Origin of the sequence: Pseudomonas anatoliensis (assembly GCF_017976235.1) — a bacterium.
GTDB lineage: Bacteria > Pseudomonadota > Gammaproteobacteria > Pseudomonadales > Pseudomonadaceae > Aquipseudomonas > Aquipseudomonas anatoliensis.
Genome location: NZ_JACVHC010000005.1, coordinates 59570 through 77044, shown reverse-complemented (window position 1 = coordinate 77044; position 17475 = coordinate 59570). Strand labels below are relative to the sequence as shown.

At 59.9% G+C, this 17475-nt stretch carries 15 protein-coding genes; 6 read left to right on the top strand and 9 right to left on the bottom strand.

Going from position 1 to position 17475, the window contains the following annotated elements; genetic code table 11:
- Positions 1-65 precede the first annotated feature (65 nt).
- From fis to gcbA, 9 genes are all read right to left on the bottom strand, one after another.
- Complete coding sequence (gene fis, locus ICA16_RS17325; protein WP_003221275.1) at positions 66-386, bottom strand: DNA-binding transcriptional regulator Fis; 321 nt, start codon at positions 384-386, stop codon at positions 66-68.
- A complete protein-coding gene (gene dusB / locus ICA16_RS17320; protein ID WP_150602564.1) occupies positions 383-1393 on the bottom strand; it encodes a tRNA dihydrouridine synthase DusB in 1011 nt (336 codons plus the stop codon). Before dusB ends, fis begins: the two co-directional genes overlap by 4 nt.
- 185 nt (positions 1394-1578) lie before the next feature.
- Positions 1579-2841 carry a DUF3426 domain-containing protein gene (locus ICA16_RS17315; protein ID WP_150617951.1) on the bottom strand — a complete coding sequence of 421 codons (1263 nt, stop codon included), beginning with the start codon at positions 2839-2841 and terminating at the stop codon, positions 1579-1581.
- Positions 2842-2871: 30 nt separating this feature from the next.
- On the bottom strand, positions 2872-3750 hold the full coding sequence (prmA, locus tag ICA16_RS17310; RefSeq protein WP_210701122.1) for a 50S ribosomal protein L11 methyltransferase: 879 nt from the start codon (positions 3748-3750) through the stop codon (positions 2872-2874).
- Between the two features lie 246 nt (positions 3751-3996).
- On the bottom strand, positions 3997-5355 hold the full coding sequence (gene accC / locus ICA16_RS17305) for an acetyl-CoA carboxylase biotin carboxylase subunit (protein WP_150602561.1): 1359 nt from the start codon (positions 5353-5355) through the stop codon (positions 3997-3999).
- A gap of 17 nt (positions 5356-5372) precedes the next feature.
- Positions 5373-5831 (bottom strand): acetyl-CoA carboxylase biotin carboxyl carrier protein, encoded by a 459-nt coding sequence (accB, locus tag ICA16_RS17300; protein WP_150602560.1) that lies wholly within the window; start codon positions 5829-5831, stop codon positions 5373-5375.
- Positions 5832-5879: 48 nt separating this feature from the next.
- The gene (aroQ, locus tag ICA16_RS17295) at positions 5880-6332 is read right to left on the bottom strand and encodes a type II 3-dehydroquinate dehydratase (protein ID WP_025111759.1); all 453 of its coding nucleotides are present in this window, start codon (positions 6330-6332) and stop codon (positions 5880-5882) included.
- Between the two features lie 251 nt (positions 6333-6583).
- A complete protein-coding gene (locus tag ICA16_RS28475) occupies positions 6584-7627 on the bottom strand; it encodes a methyl-accepting chemotaxis protein (RefSeq protein ID WP_414704748.1) in 1044 nt (347 codons plus the stop codon).
- A 954-nt stretch (positions 7628-8581) separates the two neighbouring features.
- On the bottom strand, positions 8582-10252 hold the full coding sequence (gene gcbA, locus ICA16_RS17285) for a diguanylate cyclase GcbA (RefSeq protein WP_210554205.1): 1671 nt from the start codon (positions 10250-10252) through the stop codon (positions 8582-8584).
- 422 nt (positions 10253-10674) lie between these two features.
- Between gcbA and ICA16_RS17280 the strand changes: the two genes are divergently transcribed.
- From ICA16_RS17280 to ICA16_RS17255, 6 genes are all read left to right on the top strand, one after another.
- Entirely contained in the window at positions 10675-11742 is a 1068-nt protein-coding gene (locus ICA16_RS17280; RefSeq protein WP_150617947.1) for a DUF2333 family protein, read from the top strand.
- A gap of 3 nt (positions 11743-11745) precedes the next feature.
- On the top strand, positions 11746-12303 hold the full coding sequence (locus ICA16_RS17275) for an NUDIX hydrolase (protein ID WP_210701120.1): 558 nt from the start codon (positions 11746-11748) through the stop codon (positions 12301-12303).
- A 296-nt stretch (positions 12304-12599) separates the two neighbouring features.
- Entirely contained in the window at positions 12600-12971 is a 372-nt protein-coding gene (locus ICA16_RS17270) for a translation initiation factor Sui1 (protein WP_016984929.1), read from the top strand.
- Positions 12972-13189: 218 nt separating this feature from the next.
- The gene (gene speA / locus ICA16_RS17265; RefSeq protein WP_210701119.1) at positions 13190-15103 is read left to right on the top strand and encodes an arginine decarboxylase; all 1914 of its coding nucleotides are present in this window, start codon (positions 13190-13192) and stop codon (positions 15101-15103) included.
- A 233-nt stretch (positions 15104-15336) separates the two neighbouring features.
- Positions 15337-16680 (top strand): type VI secretion system Vgr family protein, encoded by a 1344-nt coding sequence (locus ICA16_RS17260; protein WP_210701118.1) that lies wholly within the window; start codon positions 15337-15339, stop codon positions 16678-16680.
- On the top strand, positions 16677-17471 hold the full coding sequence (locus tag ICA16_RS17255; protein WP_210554203.1) for a DUF4123 domain-containing protein: 795 nt from the start codon (positions 16677-16679) through the stop codon (positions 17469-17471). The genes ICA16_RS17260 and ICA16_RS17255 overlap by 4 nt, the downstream gene beginning before the upstream one ends.
- Positions 17472-17475: the final 4 nt, after the last annotated feature.

Below are 17475 nucleotides of genomic sequence, written 5' to 3'. Positions count from 1 at the left end.
GCAAAGGAAGTCAGCAAAAAAGGCGACCGGTTTTACGCGGGCGCCTTTCTGGTTTGATTGAATGCTTACAGCAGATCGTACTGCTTGAGTTTCTTGCGCAGCGTGCCTCGGTTGAGTCCGAGCAGCTCGCTGGCCTTGGTCTGGTTGCCCTTGACGTAGTTCATCACGCTTTCGAGCAGGGGAGCCTCGACTTCGGAGAGCACCAGGTTGTACACATCCGTGACGGACGCGCCCTCAAGGTGGGCGAAATAATTGTGCAGCGCCTTCTCGACACTCCCGCGAAGGGTCTGACCTTCTTCGCTTGGTGTATTGAGGTGCTGTTTCAAATTCACGTTGTCGCTCACGGGTGCTGTTCCACTCACTAAAGTCTCGGTCATCATCGTCATGCGGCCACCCCTTCTTCGTCCCCTGTCAGGCTCTTGTAATGCTCGGCGAAGAACTCCCGAACATTGGCGCATTGTGTTTCCGTACCATCCAAACGATTGAAGTGGGCGCGAAACTCCTTGGCGCCCGGCAAGGTTGCGAGATACCAGCCCACATGCTTTCGAGCAATACGCACGCCCATCACATCCCCATAGAAAGCGTGAAGTGCGGCCAGATGCTCTAGCAGAATGTGTTCCACCTCGATCAGCTCCGGTGCCGGCAATTTCTCGCCAGTGCGCAGGAAGTGATCGATCTCGCGAAAAATCCATGGCCGCCCTTGGGCGGCTCGGCCTACCAACAGGCCATCGGCACCGGTCGCATCGAGTACGTAACGGGCCTTTTCCGGCGAATCGATATCGCCATTGGCAAACACCGGGATCGACACGGCCTGCTTGATCGCGGCAATCGTGTCGTACTCGGCTTCACCTTTGTACAGATCGGCGCGAGTGCGGCCATGCACTGCCAGCGCGGTGATCCCGGCCTGCTCGGCGATCTTCGCCACGGTCAGACCGTTCTTGTTGTCGCGATCCCAGCCAGTGCGGATCTTCAGGGTGACCGGCACATCAACCGCCGCCACGACGGCCTGCAGGATCTCGGTCACCAGTGCTTCATCTTTCAACAACGCGGAGCCGGCGGCCTTGTTGCAGACCTTCTTTGCCGGGCAACCCATGTTGATATCAATAATCTGTGCGCCCAGTTCGACGTTGGCGCGGGCCGCATTTGCCAGCATCTGTGCATCACCACCGGCAATCTGTACCGAGCGTGGCTCGGGATCGCCTTCGTGGATCATGCGCATGCGCGACTTGCGGGTGTTCCACAGGCTCATGTCACTGGTGACCATTTCCGAGACCACAAGCCCTGCGCCCAAACGCTTGCAAAGCTGACGAAAGGGCTGGTCGGTGACCCCCGCCATCGGGGCGAGAATCAAGCCGTTCTGTAATGTATATGGGCCGATGCGTACCGCCGACATAGGACTTCCCTGAAGTGGGGCCGGATCATGAGAGTTCGAAAAAGGGTTGGCATGATACCCGCTCTCGATGACTGGATAAAGGCTGAATTGAACAAAATCTGAACAGTTATTTTCTTATCGCCAGCGGTTCGGTAGCCCGGCGCGCAGTCAGAAAATTGCCGTCAATTCAGAAACGATGAAGCGATTCACTCGGGCGAGTGAAAACTCAGGCTGTAATTCACCGCTTTAGGGCCTGGATCGAGAATATCCAGCGCGATGTGGATCGGCGTTTGTGGCGGCATTTCTGCCAAACCTTCGAGATCGCCGCTCAAGTATTCGCCGGGTTTGAAGCGCCGACTGGCGATCAGGTGGCCGTTTAGGTCGGCAAACCGCAGCTCCAGCAGCGGAAACGGCTGGGAGAACGTTGCGCGGTTATAAATGATCGCGTCGACCACCAGCGCGCCGTTGAACTCCGGATGGCTGCGCACTACCAGGTTGCTGCTTTTGATTCTGGCAATGTCGACCTTGGACGGCACCGTGCAGCCGATTTGCGGGCAGACTTGCTGGAACCATGGGCGGTATTGATCCTGCCGCGCCAGTTCGTCGAAATGGTAGGCGATGTACTGGGCAGCGAGCCCGCCAGCGGCGAGCAACACCAACAGCAGCCAAAGCAGGCGACGGGCCCAGGGTGAGCGGCGCTTCTGCCAGTCCAGTTGCAGCGGATCGTCAGTCAGGTCCTGCAAGACTTCGGCGCGTACACCGGGGTCTGCGCGCTCACGTTTTTTGCGCTGCGGTTCGAGCAATGGCAGATCGTCATCGCTGTCGTCACTCGCGGAGAGGCGCTCACGGCGGGAATTCGGATCGATCGGATCGTGCAGGCGCAATTGCGGGATCGCCGGTTCATCATCCAGATCCACCGGCTCCAGCGACAGCGAGGGCTCGGTGCGTGCGGCTTTGATCGGTTCCTCGACAACTTCCGGTTCGGCTTCAGGCTCCGCTCTCTCGTCGGCAGGCTTGCTGAACAGGCTGTCGGACCAGACCGCTTCATCCGGTTCCGGACTGTCACGACGGGCACTCAGGGAATCTTCGCGCGGACGACCGAATTCGGTGGTTGGCTGGATTTCCCGTTGTTCGAGGCGGGCGAGTTCTTCGTCCAGGTCGAGACTGTCGAGGTCCAGCTCCGAGGCGCTCCATTGCTTTTGGCTGATGGCGCGGGTGACAGGTGGCTCAACGACCGCGGGCGATTCAACCACCGGCGGTGGTGCAACCGGCAGTTGTTCGGCATTGGCAGGTGCAACCGGCGTCACCGCGTCCTTGCCCGCGTGCTGTTCAAGCAGCTGTTTGGCGGCGTTGAACACTTGCAGGCAGGAGCCGCAGCGAACCACCCCGCGGGCCACGCTCAATTGAGCGTGGCTGACACGGAAGCTGGTTTGGCAATGCGGGCACTGAGTGACGAAGCTGTCGGTCATGCGGCGATCCGGATTATGCAGGCGGCCATTCTAGCGCCGACGCCCGGTGATGCGCACCCAGCCATCGCGATTGGCGATCGGGTCGAGATCGAAGTCCTGAGCGTAGGCAGCAGCGACTTCTTCACCTTGTTCGGCAAGAATGCCCGACAGCGCCAGGCGCCCGCCGGATTTGACCAGGCTGGACAATTGCGGTGCCAGCGACACCAGCGGGCCGGCGAGGATATTGGCGACCAGCACGTCTGCTTTGACCTGCGGCAGATCTTGCGGCAGGTACAGCGGGAACAGCTCCTCGGCGATATTGTTGCGCCCGGCATTGTCGCGCGAGGCTTCCAGCGCCTGCACGTCGATGTCGGTGCCGACGGCTTCTTTAGCGCCGAGCAGCAGGGCGGCGATGGCCAGAATCCCCGAGCCGCAGCCGAAATCCAGCACGTTACAGTCTTTGAGGTCCTGGCCGTCGAGCCATTCCAGGCACAGCGCGGTGGTCGGGTGGGTGCCGGTACCGAACGCCAGGCCCGGATCCAGCAGCAGGTTGACTGCGTCAGGCTCGGGCGCGGCATGCCAGCTCGGGACGATCCACAGGCGCTGGCCGAAACGCATTGGCTGGAAACCATCCATCCAGCTGCGTTCCCAATCCTGGTCTTCGATGACTTCGCTGTGATGCTCGGGCAGCGGGCTGCCGGTCAGCAATTCGAGGTGGGCCAGCACGGGTGCAGGCTCGGTGCCGCCTTCGAACAGGGCCAGCAGGTGAGTGTGCGCCCACAGCGGAGTGGTGTTGAGTTCCGGCTCGAAGATCGGTTGATCTTCGGCGTCCATGAAGGTCACCGAAACAGCGCCCACTTCAAGGAAAGCGTCTTCGTAGGTTTCGGCTTGTTCCGGGCTGATGGCGAGACGTACTTGCAGCCAAGGCATGGCGGGCACCTTTGAAAAATATTGATTGCAGACTAGCGGCCTGCGAGAAGCGCGCAAGTTTACGCGAGCGCGCGGCAGAACACGACCATGGTTAAAAGGCTATAGATCAAAAGATCGCAGCCTGCGGCAGCTCCTACAATTGGAATGTGTTCCCCTGTAGGAGCTGCCGCAGGCTGCGATCTTTTGACTTTGCTGCAGAAACAACAAAGCCGCCCGAAGGCGGCTTTGTCTGGTGCGGGCTGAAGCTTAGTGCTTCTCGCCAGCCAGCTTGTGCTCGAGGTAGTGAATGTTCACGCCCCCTTTGCAGAAGCCTTCGTCACGAACCAGATCACGGTGCAGCGGGATGTTGGTCTTGATCCCGTCAACCACGATTTCGTCCAGGGCATTGCGCATGCGGGCCATGGCTTCGTCGCGGGTAGCGCCGTAAGTGATCAGCTTGCCGATCAGCGAGTCGTAGTTCGGCGGAACGGCATAACCGCTGTACAGGTGCGAATCGACGCGAACGCCGTTGCCGCCTGGCGCGTGGAAATGCTTGACCGTGCCCGGGCTCGGCATGAAGGTTTTCGGGTCTTCAGCGTTGATCCGGCATTCCAGCGAGTGACCGCGGATAACCACGTCATCTTGCGTGAACGACAGTTTGTTGCCAGCGGCGATGCTGAGCATCTCCTTGACGATGTCGATACCGGTGACCATTTCCGAAACCGGGTGCTCCACCTGAACACGAGTGTTCATTTCGATGAAGTAGAAACGACCGTTCTCGTACAGGAACTCGAAAGTGCCGGCGCCGCGGTAGCCGATGTCGATGCACGCCTTGACGCAGCGAGCCAGAACTTCCTGGCGAGCCTGCTCGTCGATGCCCGGTGCCGGCGCTTCTTCGAGAACCTTCTGGTGACGACGTTGCAGCGAGCAATCGCGGTCGCCCAGATGGATGGCGTGACCCTGGCCGTCGGACAGAACCTGCACTTCGACGTGACGCGGGTTGGTCAGGAATTTTTCCAGATAGACCATCGGGTTGCCAAACGCCGCGCCTGCTTCGGTGCGGGTCAGTTTGGCGAACGAGATCAGGTCTTCTTCCTTGTGCACCACGCGCATGCCGCGACCACCGCCGCCGCCAGCGGCCTTGATGATCACCGGGTAGCCGACTTCACGACCGATGCGCAGCGCGGTTTCTTCGTCTTCCGGCAGTGGGCCGTCAGAACCTGGAACGGTTGGCACGCCTGCTTCGATCATCGCGTGCTTGGCCGATACCTTGTCGCCCATCAGGCGAATGGTGTCGGCTTTCGGGCCGATGAAGGCGAAGCCGGAGTTCTCGACCTGCTCGGCAAAATCGGCGTTTTCCGCGAGGAAACCGTAGCCTGGGTGAATGGCGGTAGCGCCAGTCACTTCGGCGGCAGCGATGATGGCCGGGATGTGCAGGTAAGACTGAGAGGCCGAGGCCGGGCCGATGCAGACGGATTCGTCTGCCAGACCCAGGTGCATCAGCTCTTTGTCGGCCTTGGAGTAAACGGCGACGGTCTTGATGCCCATCTCTTTGCAGGCACGCAGAATCCGCAGGGCGATCTCACCGCGGTTCGCGATCAGAACTTTTTCCAACTTCGCAGTCATCAAAGGCTCTCCGCAGTTCAAACGATGGTGAACAGCGGTTGGTCGTACTCAACCGGCTGGCCGTCTTCGACGAGGATGGACTCGATCACACCGCTGGTTTCAGCTTCGATGTGGTTCATCATCTTCATGGCTTCAACGATGCACAGAGTGTCGCCTTTCTTCACGGTCTGGCCGACTTCAACGAAGGACGGCGAGGCTGGCGAAGACTTGCGGTAGAACGTGCCGACCATCGGCGAACGGGCAACAGTGCCGTTCAGCGCCGGGGCAGCAGCGGCAACCGGAGCAGCTGCAGCTACAGGAGCGGCGGCTGGTGCAGCGACCGGCGCTTGCATCGGTGCAGGCGCGTAGTACTGCTGAGCCGGGGTCTTGCTGTGACGGCTGATGCGTACGGACTCTTCGCCTTCCTTGATCTCGAGCTCGTCGATGCCGGACTCTTCCAGCAATTCGATCAGTTTCTTAACTTTACGGATATCCATGAATCATCAACTCCCAAGGGTCGGTCAGGGGCGCTTAACGCTTGTCGTTCAAGTCGTTGCCTGTGTTTCAAGCTGTTCTAGTGCAGCCTCCAGGGCCAGTCGGTAACCGCTGGCGCCAAGGCCGCAGATCACTCCCACCGCTACGTCGGAGAAGTAAGAGTGATGGCGGAAAGGTTCGCGCTTGTGCACGTTGGACAAATGCACTTCGATGAATGGGATGCTCACTCCAAGCAACGCGTCACGTAATGCAACACTTGTATGTGTAAATGCGGCCGGATTGATCAGGATAAAGTCCACACCTTCGCCGCGTGCGGCGTGGATGCGGTCGATCAATTCGTACTCGGCATTGCTTTGCAGATGCAGCAGATGATGGCCGGCTTCACGGGCGCGGCGCTCCAGATCCTGATTGATCTGCGCCAGGGTCGTCGACCCATAGGTACCCGGTTCGCGGGTGCCGAGCAGGTTCAGGTTGGGGCCGTGCAGCACCAGTAGGGTTGCCATCTGCGTTGTCCTTGTCATGAATGAGCAGTCGTCAGAACCCGGCGACTATGCCGCAAAGACTTTATGACTGTCCAGTTCTATGCAATAGCCAGCACGATGGCCGATGTTTGCGCAAAATATGTGACCGCGTGATCTGATCCGGTCATTTGCATCACGCAACTGTGTAGGAGCTGCCGAAGGCTGCGATCTTTTGACTTTTAAAGGCAAGATCAAAGGATCGCAGCCTGCGGCAGCTCCTACAGGGAATTTCTTTAGACGCGGAAGGCTTGTACGGCCTCATGCAACTGCCCGCCCAGTACCAACAGGTTTTCGCCTTGCTCGCGGCCCCGGCCGATACGCAGCAAGTTATCCCCACCCAACTGATGAATCCGCTCGCTGTGATCGCGAATCTCGCTGACCGCGCCACTTTGCTGCGCGGTGATATCGGCGATGCGGATTGCTGTGTCGGAAATGGTCTGGATCGCACCGACAATCTTGTCCAGCGCACCGTCCGCCGCTTGTGCCTGATTCGCCGTCGCTTCGGCGTGCTCGACTTGCGCACGCATGCCTTCGACCGATTGCCGGGCAGCGGTTTGCAGGCCGGCAATCAGGGTTTGAATTTCCGCCGTCGCCCCGGCCGTACGCTGCGCCAGGGAGCGCACTTCCTCGGCCACCACGGCAAAACCGCGGCCCATTTCCCCGGCGCGCGCCGCTTCAATCGCTGCGTTCAGTGCCAGTAGATTGGTCTGGTCGGCAATCGAGCGGATCACCGTCAGCACGCCGCCAATGGTCGCCGACTCTTCAGCCAGATGTTCGATCATCTGCGCATTGCCCTGCACTTCGCCGACCAAGGCGTGCAGGCCTGTGAGGCTCTGGCCGATGACGGTCTGACCGTGCTCGACAGCCAAACCGGCATGACGGCTGGCATCGGCGGCCTGACGCGCGTCCCCGGCAACTTGCTGGATAGTCGCCTCCAGTTCGCCGAGCGAATCGCGAATCAGCGCCGTGTCTCCGGCCTGATGTTCGGCGCCGCTGTGCAGTTCGTTGCTCAACTCGGCGAGGGTGCGGCTGCTGCCCGCGACTTGTTCAGCATTGCCGCGAATGGTCCCAACCAGATCCACCAGATACGCGCGCAAGCGATTCAGCGAGGCTTCGATGTCGTGCAGCTCGCGGTTGGTCTTGCCCAGTTGAATGTCGCGACTGAAATCGCCGTCGGCCCATACGGACAATGCCGGCGCGAGGTTGGTCAGGGTTCGCGCCAGACGCCGCTGCAAGGTGTCGATCAGCAGCGCAATCAGCAGAATCAGGCCGATCATCACGCCTTGCATCAGCCGCACTTCGCCCTGAATTTGCCCGTGCTGGGCACGCACCACCGGTTCCAGTCCGGCGATGGCGTGTTGTACGGCAGCGATTTTCGCGTGGGTGGCGGTGCTGAGTTCGCTGCGTTTCTGGATTTGCTCGCGGGTGCGTGCAAGCTCTGCCGGGTAGCGACCGAGCAGGCTGTTGAGTTCACGTTTGAGGCCGACACCGGCATCCTCGGCAACGGTTTTTTCGCTGCTTTCGATACCCATCATCGCCGCGAAATCGTCGCTGCTCGATTCGTTGCTGGCCACTACACCCAGCAGGGGCAGGGCATCGATCAACTGTGCTTGAGCGCGGATATTGCTGACTTCGCGTTCAACGTCGACCGCCAGTTCACTGCGCCCGCTGCTGACCAGTTTGTCTCGCGCCAGTGAGAGTTTGCCCAAGTGCTGAGAGGCAGCAAGCAGCGGCGTCAGGTAGGCCGCGTTGCCGCTGGCATAGGCGCTGAGCTGGTCGAGGCTGGCGCTCAATTCGCGCTCGGCCTGCAACAGCAATGCCTGCGGATCACCGGCCAGTTTGCCGGCGGCGAGCAAATCGGTTTTGCTGAATTCATCGAGGCCTGACAGGCTCGGGCGCAACGTATCGGCCAGCGCCGGCGGCAGTTCACCAAGTTCTTTCTGTACGTTGTCGATGGCCTGGCTGGCACTGCTCAAACGCAAGGCATCGCCACTGGCGAGGTAGTCCCCGACGTTGCGCGCCACCTCGTTTTGAAACTGCTGCGACAGCCCCAGATAACGCTCCATCAACAGATACGGGCGTTCCAGCGCTTTTTGCGACCACCACAGCGTGGCGCCGAGTGCGAGGCACACGGCGACCAGCAGCAGCGTATTAAAATTTGTGAGCAACTTCAGGCGCATGACAGCTACCAACGACAGAAATGGTAAGCGCCTGAATTTATTGCGGTTCTATTACAGGGTTATGACCGAATCGGTGGATTCCGATGAAATAGTGGCACTTTGCTTTGATTCCCGCGCCGTCTGCACCCGGTTACGCCCGGCACCCTTGGCACGGTACAGCGCTTCGTCGGCCTGGCTGGCCATCATCAGGCTGTCGGAATCATCGCGCATTTCCACCACGCCGGCGCTGAAGGTGCACCACAAGTCATGAGGTTGTGCCGGGTAGTGGATTTCGGCGAAGCGCTGGCGGATCTCGTCGAGCACTTTATGCGCGGCTTCCATGTCAGTGTCGGGCATGACGATGGCGAACTCTTCGCCGCCGTAACGGCCGATGAAATCGGTTTTGCGCAAACGTTGCTTGAGGAACAGTGCAAGGCTCTTGATGACACGGTCGCCCATCGGGTGGCCGTGGCTGTCGTTGACCCGTTTGAAGTGGTCGATGTCGAGCATGGCAAAGCTCAGCGGCTTGTTCTCGCGACGGGCGCGGAACGAGCAGTCTTCGAGCAATTGCAGGATGTGCGTGTGGTTATACAAACCGGTGAGGCTGTCGCGCACCATCCGTGCTTTCAAGTTGCGCGCACGGGCAGCTCGGTTGCGTACGGTGGTGATCAGGTGACGCGGCTTGATCGGTTTGGTCAGGAAGTCGTCGCCGCCCTCGCTCATGGCGTCAAGCTGCTTGTCCAGATCGTCCTCGGCCGACAGGTAAATGATCGGCACGCTGACATAACGGTCGTTGTGGCGGATCACCTTGGCCAGTTCGGTGCCGGTGCAGGCTGGCATGTACATGTCGAGGATGATCAGGTCAGGCTGGAAATCCGCCAGTTCAGCCATTGCCTGAATCGGTTCGATCAAGGTGCGGGTGACGATACCGGCGCTGTTGAGCAGGCGTTCGGTGTGCATGGCCTGGGCGCGGGAGTCATCGATGATCAGCACTTTATAAGGTTCGTACTGGGCGACGCAGGTCAGGACTTCGATCTTTTCCAGCAGGCTCGACGCTTCGAGGGTGCCGGTGAGGAATTCCTGGCCGCCGGCGCGCACGGCCGCGAGGCGCGTCGGGGTGTCGGTTTCGTGCAGGCTGAAAAACAGCAACGGCAACGGCTCCTCCAGCCCGACCTGGGCTTCGGCTGCGAGTTTCAGGCCGACGCCGGCACCACTGAAATCCACGTCCATGACGATCGCGGCCGGCAAGCGCTCGACCATCGATGAGCGAAACGCCGCGACGCTGTCCAGCGACTGGGCGCTGAGGCCAAAGAATTCCAGTTGCTTGGCCAGCCGCTCGGCACGGTCGTGATCCTGCAGCATCACGTAGATGGGCTTGCGCAGCGGCGGCAGGAAGGTCTGGTCGAGCTGATCGCCTTGGCGCAGGCCGGTACGCGACAAGCGCTGCATCAAACGATTGAGGTCGGTGATCAAGCCACTGCTCAGGCGTCCACGATTGGCGTCCACTGCTTCCAGCGACTGACTGATGTGGCGCGCGAGCTGGGTGTGTTCAGGCTGTTCGAAGCGCTCGGCAAAGCGCAGCAGGCGCAGGTTGGCCTCACTCAATTCGGCGAGGTCGACGGTGGACCATTCACTGCGTTGCAGGCGCTGCCATATCTCAAGAATCTGACGTGCCTGATGAATTACCCGCTGGGCAAAGTGGTGCTTGAGACGCTCACGGCTGGGGTCTTCTGGCTCGGTCATATCCTGACTACTAGTTAGGGTGCATGCTGAGATCGACTGGTGGCTCTATGCTAGCACCTCTTTTCCCTTAGACGAGTGTCGTACGTCAATAATCTGTAATGCGTCACTATTCAGTTTCTGACCGAGTGGTTTTGTTTTCGCTCTGGACGTCGGCAAAGTCCCTGTAGGCAGGGCGCCTTAATATATAGCGGCTAACATTTCAGGTAACTCTGTGCGTCTCACACCAATGGGGCAAACGAGGTTTTAATGGCTCTGCGTCGAAATAGCAGGTGAATGGCATCAGGGATTCCCTTAGACCTGACGGATGCGTCGAGCGCCTGCACCATTTGCGGCATATCTTCACGCGCAGGTGCCCGGCCTTGGCACGTTGTTGTATGGTTGTGGTCGAACCGTTGACCCCAAGTGATTGAAAGGATATCGCCATGCTGGACTGGAAAAACCGCGCGGGCAGCGCGCCTGAACGTGCCGCCGAGCCCAAGTCGGCCGCCCGCAGCTATGTCGGCGGGCTGTTGTTCAGCCGTGCGTTGGCCACTCTGCTCGGTATTTATTTGTTAGTGACCATTGGCCTGGGCTGGTACTGGAGCCAGGAGCCGGCGTTATTTCCGGTGGCGCAAAACGCGCAACTGGCCGCCGAGAAAGAGGGCAAGCAGATGGTGATCGGCTACACCACGGTCGAGACTCTGAAGACCGTTGCCGGCACCTTGCTCGATAAACCGGGCGGTTACATTTCCAACGACCGTTTTCCCCCAGGCCTGTGGATGGACAACACGCCGAGCTGGGAATACGGCGTACTGGTACAGGTCCGTGACCTGACCCGCGCCTTGCGCAAAGACTTCGCCCGTTCGCAATCGCAATCGGCCGAAGACTCCGATCTGGCCAAGGCCGAACCGCGTTTCAACTTCGACAACAAGAGCTGGATCCTGCCGTCCAGTGAGTCCGAGTATCAGGAAGGCATCAACTCCCTGAGCCGCTATCAGGCGCGCCTGTCTGACCCTTCGCAGAAAAACGCGCTGTTTTACGCGCGCGCTGACAACCTCAACAACTGGCTCGGCGATGTCGGCACGCGTCTGGGATCGCTGTCGCAACGGCTGTCGGCCAGTGTTGGTCGGGTCAAACTCAACACCGCGCTGAAAACCGAAGTCCCGGCCGTCGGTGAAGTGCCGCAGCTTGACGAAGAAGTTGTCGAGACCCCGTGGATGCAGATCGACAATGTCTTCTACGAAGCGCGCGGTCAGGCCTGGGCACTGTCGCACTTGCTGCGTGCGATCGAAGTCGACTTCGCCGATGTACTGGCGAAGAAGAACGCCACGGTCAGCGTTCGTCAGATCATCCGTGAGCTGGAAGCCTCGCAAGAGCCGGTTTGGAGCCCGATGATTCTCAACGGCAGCGGCTTCGGCGTATTGGCCAACCACTCGCTGGTCATGGCCAACTATATTTCCCGGGCCAACGCGGCAGTCATCGACTTGCGTCAACTGCTCAATCAGGGCTGATACATGAGTCAAAACGCCAAAGAGGCGGCCCATCGCGCCGCCTCGGATGCCGAACAAATCGCCTGGGTCGACGAGCAGGACAACCTGCTCGGCGCCTTGGTGCGTGCCGATCTGCGAGAACGCGGGCTGATCGGTCGCGGCACTTACATCATGTTGTTCAATTCCGCCGGTGAGCTTTGTGTGCACCGGCGAACCTTGAGCAAGGCGATCTACCCCGGTTACTGGGATGTGGCGGCAGGCGGTATGGTGCAGGCCAACGAAACCTATGCCGAGTCGGCTGCCCGTGAGCTGGCGGAAGAGTTGGGGGTCAGCGGTGTGGAACTCACCGCCCACGATCATTTTTACTTCGAGGACACCGGCAACCGTCTGTGGTGTTCGGCGTTTTCCGCCGTGTGGGACGGTCCGCTGAAACTGCAGCCGGAAGAAGTCCTGGAAGCGCGCTTCATTTCGGTCGAACAGGTCATGCAGGAAATCCGGCAAAAGCCTTATTGCCCGGACTCTCTGGCCGCTTTGAAGCGCTATCTGAAGGCGCAGCAAAGCGACGTCGCAAAGAACACATAAATTGGCGCCGATTGGCACTTAGCAATTGGGTTTTTTGCCGTTACACTGCGCGACCTTTTCAAGCTGCACCGAATCGCTTGATGTTGGCCTGCTGACTTATTGTAGGAGCTGCCGAAGGCTGCGATCTTTTGATCTTGCTTTTAACGATCAGGATCAAAAGATCGCAACCTGCGGCAGCTCCTACAGTTCAGTCCACATTCCGGTGCAGTAGCGCTGCCCCTGCCTGAGTGGGGCTTCGCGGTCGATGACCTTGCCCAAGGTTGCGATCAGTCTTTGTCCTCCCAAGAGGATTGCCGGTGGCCAAAAAAGCCGCATCCTTCGCCGCCCTTGGCGGTCTGGTATTTTCCACCGACGCAGGTCGTCATTGTCCGGAATGCAGTCAGCCGGTGGACGCCTGTATCTGCAAACAAACCGTGATCCCTGCCGGTGACGGCATTGCCCGCGTGCGTCGCGAGAGCAAGGGCCGCGGCGGCAAGACGGTGACCACCATCACCGGCGTGCCGCTGGCCGAAGACGCGCTCAAGGAGCTGGCGACAACGTTGAAGAAACGTTGCGGCACCGGCGGGGCGTTGAAGGACGGGATCATCGAAATCCAGGGCGATCATGTCGAGCTACTCTTGGCGGAACTGATCAAGCACGGTTTCAAAGCGAAGAAATCCGGCGGCTAGCAGCCTCTGTGAAAGCCACCAGCGGCTTGATCCGGTTCTGACAGGTTCAGCTCCGGCATCGTCTCCATGGTTTTCACAGAGCCTGTTCATGACCGGTTTCTAAACTCCACGCGGTCCGCGCGGTCTACCGCCGCGCTGACGAATCGTCATTTTCATACTTTAGACTGCGCCGGCCTGAGATCAGGCGACGCACTATGACTTCTTTATAGGGGACTTCGATGTCCGTACGACGCACACGCAAAGACGATGGCAGCCAATGGACAGTTGCGGACAGCCGCAGTGTTTACGGGATCCGCCATTGGGGGGCCGGGTATTTCGCGATCAATGACGCCGGTCGCGTCGAAGTTCGTCCGAACGGCCCGAGCAGCTCGCCTATCGACCTGTTCGAGCAAGTCGACCAACTGCGCAAAAGCGGTTTGTCCTTGCCGTTGCTGGTTCGTTTTCCCGACATTCTGCAAGACCGTGTACGCCAGCTGACCGGCGCCTTCGATGCGAACATCGAGCGCCTGGAATACCAGAGCAAGTACACCGCGTTGTACCCGATCAAGGTTAACCAGCAAGAAGCGGTGATCGAGAACATCATCGCCACCAAGGACGTCTCCATTGGTCTGGAAGCCGGCTCCAAGCCGGAGCTGCTGGCCGTGCTGGCGCTGGCGCCGAAGGGTGGCACCATCGTTTGTAACGGTTACAAGGACCGCGAGTTCATCCGCTTGGCGCTGATGGGTCAGAAACTTGGCCACAACGTGTTCATCGTGATCGAGAAAGAGTCCGAAGTTGCGCTGGTGATCGAAGAAGCGGCCTCGCTCAAGGTCAAGCCACAGGTCGGCTTGCGCGTGCGTCTGTCGTCGCTGGCTTCGTCGAAGTGGGCGGACACGGGTGGCGAGAAATCCAAATTCGGTCTGTCGGCTGCGCAATTGCTGTCGGTGGTCGAACGCTTCCGCGCGGCCGGTCTGGATCAGGGCATCCGCCTGCTGCACTTCCACATGGGCTCGCAGATCGCCAACCTGGCCGACTATCAGCACGGCTTCAAGGAAGCGATCCGTTACTACGGCGAGCTGCGCAATCTCGGTCTGCCGGTCGATCACATCGACGTCGGTGGCGGTCTGGGTGTCGACTACGACGGCACACACTCGCGCAACGCCAGTTCGATCAACTACGACATGGACGATTACGCCGGTGTCGTGGTCGGCATGCTCAAGGAATTCTGCGACGCGCAGAGCCTGCCGCATCCGCACATCTTCTCCGAAAGCGGCCGCTCGCTGACCGCGCACCACGCCATGCTGGTGGTGCAGGTGACCGACGTCGAGAAGCACAACGACGAGATCCCGCAGATCGAAAACAAGGAATCGCTGCCGGAAACCGTGCAGTGGCTGGTTGACCTGCTCGGCCCGACCGATATCGAAATGGTCACCGAAACCTACTGGCGCGCCACCCACTACATGAGCGACGTTGCCGCTCAGTACGCCGATGGCAAGCTGACCCTGGCTGAAAAAGCCTTGGCCGAGCAGTGCTACTTCGCCGTGTGCCGTCGCCTGCACAACTCGCTCAAAGCCCGTCAGCGTTCGCACCGTCAGGTGCTCGACGAGCTCAACGACAAACTGGCCGACAAGTACATCTGCAACTTCTCGGTATTCCAGAGCCTGCCGGACACCTGGGCGATCGATCAGGTCCTGCCGATCATCCCGCTGCACCGTCTCGACGAAGAGCCGCTGCGCCGCGCGGTGCTGCAGGATCTGACCTGCGACTCCGACGGCAAGATCAACCAGTACGTCGACGAGCAGAGCATCGAGACCAGCCTGCCAGTACACGGCTTGAATGAAGGCGAAGACTACCTGTTGGGCGTGTTCCTGGTCGGCGCCTATCAGGAAATCCTCGGCGACATGCACAACCTGTTCGGTGACACCGACTCGGTGAACATCTACCAGAACGCCGATGGCAGCGTGTACAACGCGGGTATCGAAACTCACGACACCATCGAAGACATGCTGCGTTATGTGCACTTGTCGCCGGAAGAACTGATGACCCACTACCGCGACAAGTGCGCCAGTGCCCGCATCAGTGCCAGCGAGCGCACGCAATTTCTCGATGCCTTGCGTCTGGGCCTGACCCGCTCCTCCTACCTGTCTTCCTGAGACCAGGTTGCTGTCTCGCCGGGTTGTCTGAAATTTTCCCTATTGCTGTGGAAAATTCGGATGACCCGGTGGGATATATCCCAAAATCTTCGCGATATGTTTGGCTATCCCGGTCAGCAAAGTGATCCGGTCTGCTTTTCGCGTAGGTCATTTCCTAAGTTGTACTTCAGCTCTCTACTCGGCCATGGCTCTCGGCGAGAATCCCCGACCGCCCCTCCTGTAGAGATCCGCCTATGTTCGATCCAGTCAACGAGTCGTCATTTCGTCTCGATGTAGCGGGCCTGTCCGACCCTTTCGAAGTCCTGGCCTTTACCGGTAGCGAAGCCCTCAACGAACCTTTTGCGTTCGAAATCGATGTGTTGATCGACGATCCGCAACTGGATCTCGCCGGCCTGCTTTATCGTTCGGCGTTCCTCTGTTTCGGGCCGTCGGGGGAGGGTGTGCACGGGCAGTTGCAGAGCCTTGTCCAGCATGAGCACGGACACGGTTCGCGGTTGAGCCGGATCCATCTGGGACCGAAACTCGCTTGCCTTGACCTGCGCATCAGCCAGCGGATCTTCAGTGGCCGTTCGGTGCCACAGATCATCGAGCAGGTGCTCAGGGAACACGGGATCGTCGGTGCCCAGCGACGCTTCGAATTGCGTGACGACTACCCGGCCCGCACGTTTTGCACGCAATACCGCGAATCGGATCTGCAACTGCTGCAGCGCTTGTGCACACAGGCGCGTATTCACTATTTCTTCGAGCATACCCACGACCGGCATTGCCTGGTGTTCAGCGATGACCCGGCGCATTTTCCGCTGGCTAGCGCCGCGCTGTATCAAGGTGAACAAGACGAAAAAAGTACCTGTCCTGCCGTTCACCATTGGCAGTTGCATGAAGCCATGCAGGCCGGCTCGCAAGGTTTGCGGCAGGCAACGAATGCCGAAGGACGCAGTGATCTTGCGGCGTTGCGCAGCGGGCATTGGCTGCGTTTGGTCGGGCACCCTTTCCCCGAATGCAATCGGCAATGGTTGTTGACCCGAATCGAACACAGCGCTGACCTGTCCCTTGATCTGCCGTACGCCAACCGTTTGTTTGCCGCCGCGCAGTTACCCTCATCGGCGCCGTCGCGCTTGCGCATGCACAGCCTGCAACGGGCCTGGGTGGTGACCGTAGACGAACCGCAACCCGACCGTTTCAGGCCGGTGGCGGTGCAGTTCGACTGGCTCTATCAGGGCGAAGGCGCGGCGCCGAGTCATTGTTGGCTGCCGCTCGCGCCGGCCTTGGCCGAAGCACCAATGGCGGCGTTGGGCGATGGTGTCGAAGTGGTGGTGAGCTTCTTTGAGGGTGACCCGGATCAGCCAATGATCAGCGGCGTTTTACAGTCGTCAGTCGCTGCTGCGCAAACCAGCGATGCGCCAACGCCGCCGCTGCCGGACAGCCTGGCGAGTGAAGGCTTGCAGCAAATGCTGACGTCAGGCGAGCCATTGCTGTTGTTGTGCCTGATCCCAGGAGGCGGCAGTTTCAACCATTGCACAGAGGCGGTTTGCAGTTGTCGGCTGGTCACCACGCTTAAACAGAGCAGCGCAAGATGAGCGGGGTGGCGCTTGAGCCGGTAGCGCAATGGCTGTTGCTCGACGGCGCGGATGCAGCCCGGGCCTTGACGACGCTGAGCAAGGGTTTCGCCGGCTTGCCGAGTTTCAAACTGTTCGACGGCACCGAGTTTGAGCCGGTCAGCGACCACGGTCCTGTGCTGGTCGATATGCGTGACAGTCCGGCGCTGGCGTCGTTGTGTCACAGCGATCCGGATACGTGGCGCGGGCTGTTGCTGGGCAGCGAAGCGTCGGCGCAGGAACTGCTGAGCCACTTGCAGCGCATGCTCACGGTTTCGTTCGGGTTGAGCCATCGGGCCTTGCTCAGTTATTACAACCGCCAGACCGCGAGCTATTTTTTCGACGCCTGCGACGCCGCAGAACTGAGTCGCTGGCTCGGGCCTATCCGCCTGTTGCACTGGTTCGGTGGCACTTGGGCCGACCGCGCCATCGGCAGTCAGGGCTGGCAGCAGTTGCGCAATCCGGGTCTGAGCGTGGAGCCGTTGAGCATCGAAGAAAGCCTTACCCGGCGACAGTGCGAACGCTTGCAAACCTGCCTGCTGGAGCAACACATCTGGCGCTGGTGCCAATCGTTGGGAACTGATTACGCGGCGATCGCCTCCCATGTTCAGCAGGGCCTGGCGCTGGGTTTCAGCGACCGCACCGTGCTCGAAGGCTGGTTGTGGCTACGCTTGCAGCATCCGCGTGCAGTGCTGGTGCCGCCACCGCAGGATTTGACCCAGCAAGAGCGGCTTGAGCATGTGCGGCGCCAGTGGCGCAGCGATCAAATTTGACCTG